Here is a 5,001-nt window from a genome sequence, read left to right as displayed (position 1 = left end):
GTTTCCGACTGATTCTTGGCAACGCCGTAGGTATAAAGCTTGTTCAGCTTCGTGCCATCGGCCCGGAACAGGTACTTGGTGGTGATGTTACGGGTCTCCGTGCTTCCGCCAAAGAGGTTCCTTACCTGATAGGTCTGGTCAAAGGTGAGATGATCCGGAAGGTTCAGGAAATTATAGGTGATATTTAAAATCCCCTTGTCTTTTTGGGAAAGCATATTCCCGTTATCATCATACGGGATCGCATTCCCGGAAGTTTCCGGATAGCCCCGGTAGTCCGTGGAGGAATCGGTAACCGATAACAGCCTGTTGCTTTTATTGCTGTTTTCATAAACATACATAAGCTCATCGATACTGAATGCGGAAGTCCCCTGCGCCTCTGCAGACCTTTTCAGGGTCATGATATTGCCGTTTAAGTCATAGCTCACTTTTTCATAGTATTCCCTTGCCGAAGGATTGGTATCCTTCTGGTAAAAGCCTGCCGAGAGGCGGTTCAGCTTATCGTACACATAACCGTACCTTCTCAGGTGGTCCCCTGAAACAGTGGAGGTCCGCCGGTCTATTTCGGCGATGCTTCACAACATAAAAACCCATCGCAAAATTATAATGGGTTACTTTTATGACCACACAAAAGCGGATTCTCGCATTAACTAGGAAAGTTTTTTTACTTCTCACAGATTACAAATCCGAGATCGGCTCAACATATCTTCGCTCTCCTTAACGCTTTCCTCAGACAAACTAAATTGCAATCAATTTTATCAATACAAAACCCGCTTACTAAGTTGATTTGTTGTTTAGTTTTTTAATTGGATATTACTACACTTATTTCTTTCATACCAAACTATCCATTCTTTTCTATCTTTTTCATATGCTCCGTAAGGGTATGTTCTACTGTAATTCAATGTACTCTCATATGATACATGCGAATAGATTGAAATGAACTTGAGAGACTTATGAAAACTTTCATTTTGATTTTTGGTAATTAAGCTATCAACAATATTTATATTTTTGTAAAACTCATATTTAAATTGCCTATTTTCTACACACTGTGAAGATCTTTTCGACAAAATTTCGTTTTTTGTCACAGAACATGAGAAAAATAACATGATAAGAATGATATTTAATATATTTTTCATAATTTATGGTATAGGTTTTTTATTAACGTTAATTCCTCCTGCTGCTGTAGTTGTTAAAGTTTGCTCTGTTACAGCATTTTTATTATCAATAAATCTATCTGCCCCACCTGTTGTATTTTCTATTCTTGTATTACCATTTACTTTGTTTTCTGCTATTTTGGCTACATTATGGGATGCTTCATAATCTACAGCAGTACTACCAGATGTTTTTCCAATATCTCCTGATTTCAGACCTAACTTAGCTTTTTCATGTTGCTCAACGGTTGAATGAGTTAAAGCTCCAGCACTTGTTGCACCACCGCTTCCTGCTTTGTCAAATTCTGCAATGTCAGCAATGTCGATTTTGTTAGTAACCCAACTGTCAACAACAGTATTCGCATCATTTTCTACCACCTCTTGTTTAACTACTTCATTACTATTTACAACAGCTGAATACTCTTGATAAAATGCTTTTTGTTCAGAAGTCATTTCTATACCAAGACTCGCTATACCTGTTGAAACAAGACTAACTTTTCCTGAGCTATCTACATTCACACTGTAAAAACCTCCAGTTCCTTTAGATACTTCGTTTTTATATTTCTCAATTGCAGCTGCACTTCCTGTAATAATAATGTCAGTAACTCCACGCCCATCCGGATCAGTATATTTGATAGGATTATTTACTGTGTAATTATAAGGCGACCATCTTCTGTATTTCTCCGCCAGCGGATCCACCACGCCCCATCTTCCAATATCCGGCATGTAGAAACGGGCTCCGTAATCATACATCCCGCTTTCCTGGATCTCATTGCCGTTGTACTTGTAGCTGCGGTACCCACCCAGATTCGACTTGGCTCCACCGATATGGTTGACTCCGAAAGCATAATAACTGTTGGTATCTGTTATTTCCAGGCTTCCGTCCCCTTTCCTGGCATAGCTTACCCTTGCATTTCCCAAATGATCTTTATACTGGTAAATGTAGCGGTTTTCCGTGAAACTGTAAAAGCCTTCTGCAGTGGCTACAAAATCCAGCTGCCATCCCGGCGAAGCGGTCGGCGGATCTAGGATAACAGGATCTTTGAAGGCCTGCTGTTCATAGGCCACGCTGGTCCTGCACCACAGGCAGGGCTGTACCGTCTCCGAAAAACTGTACTGGAAGCCATCGAGGTAATCCGTATAGGCATACGAAGTAGATTGTCCTCTTCCTCCGCCCCGTAAGTTTGTTTTGCGGAGCTTTGTCCCATCCGCACGGTACAGGTATCCCAGATTAAAGTGTACGGGATTGCCCCCGAAAGGATCTGCCTGGGTAATTGAAAAACTGTCCGGAAGGCTCAGGTGATTATAGGCAATATTCTCAATGCCTTTATCCATCATATTGGTCATGCTGCCGTTCAGGTCATAGTCAATTGTATTGTTCCCGCCTTCATACCCCGTATCGTTCATCGCGTTCTCAATGATTTTGGTCAGGCGGTTACCTGCATATTGGTAATCCAGATCATCTACCTTGGTGGCAGTAGTAGAAAATACCTGAGGCGCATACCGCTTAAGGTTCATGATGTTGCCATTGAGGTAATAGGTAATGTATTCGTCAAAAGACTGATTGACCCCTGTACTGGGCTCTTTATAAAAAGCGTTAGTGAGCCTGCTTAGATGATCATACTGGTAGTTGTACCTTTTCAGTAAGTTGTCAGATCCGTTGTTCCAGTCCACTTCTGCTATATTACCGTTAAACCTGCCGGGAGCAATAGTAGGATTTTCAGGATTGTTGTATTTGATCTCATAGCCAAAGAGCTTCCCGCCCAGGTTCTTTGGGTCATTGATCTTGGTCATCCAGCCGCGGATGTTGTACTGGTAGCCGATGGTCTGTAACGATTAATGAGATTTCTCTGCCTACCTTTTTGCTTTTAAATTGGAAAAATTTATGATGACTTATTATTAAAGGTTATTTATTTTTATTACAACAAAAAATTACAAAAATTGTAATTTTTTGTTGTAATTCATAATAATGAATATAATTGCTAAAGATGCAGACTTTTCTATTTTAAATTGTTAAGTTTTATAGTTTGGGCAGTAGTTGAACATTTCTTCTCTTCAGCATTTGCTTCTTTCTTTTGAACTACCCATTCATTACCTTTACCATCATTATCAAACTCAACCATACTATTTACAGTTCCGTTTTTATTATAAAATATCCACCACCCAATTCTGTATTTAGTTTGCTTTATATAGCTAATACTTCCTTCATGTTCAATATTACCATTAAGATAATATCCAATATCTAAGTAATAGTAAGGCTCTTTATCTAATGTGGATATTGTCTTTATCTTACCATTTTTATAATATTCATTTACTTTTGTTATAAGTCCCTTCTTATTATATGCAAAATCATACTCAAGAGTATTTGTTTTTTTATTAATTGATTTTGAACTAATTAAAGTGTCATTTTTAAAAACACTTTCAACAATAAAATCATTTACCTGCCTTTTTTCTATTCTATCCTTTTTTCCGCATGAAAGTAACAGAAATGAAGACACGAATACTAAGCTAACTAATTTTTCTATTTTCACGTTATTTAATTATTTGACCCTTTGGTCTATACTATCAACTTTTTTACGGACATCACTATTTCCCAAATAATCATATCTTCTATTTGTATTAGGCATTTTAGGAACTTGCATTGATACCGTAGTATCTCTAGAAGTTACATACCCTACATTTGGATCATATTTATATCCAACTCTAAACTGAACATTTATAATTGTGTCATCTTTACTTTTTCCTCCTCCAAATGTTGAGTAAGCTAAATCAACTAAAGACATACCATCAACCATAAAATTTAATAAACTTGGAACATCTTTATCTCCTCTACTTAAACCATTAGTTATACCTCCGAAGTAGCCTTCAACATCAACTATCTTATCTATACCACCTCTAAAAAATGGATTTGTTCCTTCGCTAAGACCAGCCCCTCCGAGGTTTGAATAAAAGTTACCTCCTTCATTTCCCAAATGTGATAACCATTTAGTTAGATCAAAAGCTCCTTTTGCCTGTATAGCAATTCCTCCTGAAGTAGTTAAATATCCATCAGAAGTTTCTCCTGCAGAATTAGTTACAGTTCCATCTGCATTCAGAGAGTAAGCTACTGATCCATCTGAAGTATTTGTTATCTCACCTGTTTCAGCAACTCCATATACATTTGCATAGCCAGCTTCCATTGCTTCTTGAACAGTATTAATATTAGCATTATAAGTCACTTTTTGACTACCATCATCAAATTTCTGATTTATCCATCCTTCACTTTCCTTTCCATCTGGATCAATAAAACTTATTGGATTATTGAAAGCATAGTTATAAGTACTATACCTTCTCATTTTCTCCGCCAGCGGATCCACCACGCCCCATCTTCCGATATCCGGCATGTAGAACCTGGCTCCGTAATCATACATTCCAGATTCCGTCTGCAGCTCCTTGCCGTTGTACTTATACTGGTACGCCGGATTTCCTGCTGTCGGGTTATAGCCTTCATGCTTCAGACCGAACGGATAATAATTATTCTCCTCAAGAACTTCTATGCTGCTGCCATTGTGGAAATAGCTAAGTCTTACATTTCCCAGATGGTCTGTGTAATTGTAAATATACTTATTATTTTCAAAATTATAATAGCCTTCAGCGGTAGGAACAAATTTCAAAATCCGGGGCGTCCTTAAAGAAGAACCTTTTGTTTCATATTGAAAACCGTCCAGATATTCCGTCATCTGGTAGGTTTCCGACTGATTCTTGGCAACGCCGTAGGTATAAAGCTTGTTCAGCTTCGTGCCATCGGCCCGGAACAGGTACTTGGTGGTGATGTTACGGGTCTCCGTGCTTCCGCCAAAGAGGTTCCTTACCT

3 protein-coding genes and 1 pseudogene are annotated in these 5,001 nt (G+C 38.5%); all 4 read right to left on the bottom strand.

Annotated elements, in window-relative coordinates; translation table 11 throughout:
• A pseudogene (locus QZ735_RS00770) lies at positions 1-506 on the bottom strand (hypothetical protein); the annotation flags it as partial.
• Between the two features lie 630 nt (positions 507-1,136).
• Positions 1,137-2,942, bottom strand: coding sequence for an RHS repeat-associated core domain-containing protein (locus QZ735_RS00765; protein ID WP_294243289.1), 1,806 nt, complete (start codon positions 2,940-2,942; stop codon positions 1,137-1,139).
• A 206-nt stretch (positions 2,943-3,148) separates the two neighbouring features.
• Positions 3,149-3,679, bottom strand: a complete 531-nt coding sequence (locus QZ735_RS00760; RefSeq protein WP_294243287.1) for a hypothetical protein — start codon at positions 3,677-3,679, stop codon at positions 3,149-3,151.
• Positions 3,680-3,688: 9 nt separating this feature from the next.
• The coding region (locus tag QZ735_RS00755; protein WP_294243286.1) for an RHS repeat-associated core domain-containing protein at positions 3,689-5,001 on the bottom strand (1,313 nt) is incomplete at its 5' end.

This window comes from uncultured Chryseobacterium sp. (genome assembly GCF_913776365.1).
GTDB lineage: Bacteria > Bacteroidota > Bacteroidia > Flavobacteriales > Weeksellaceae > Chryseobacterium.
Note: the sequence above shows the minus strand (reverse complement) of the source record. Positions and strands in the feature narration are given on the sequence as shown.

Bases quoted from the DNA above. Each gene is read 5' to 3' on its own strand.
- QZ735_RS00765 (WP_294243289.1), bottom strand. From the start codon at position 2,942: ATGACCAAGATCAATGACCCAAAGAACCTGGGCGGGAAGCTCTTTGGC.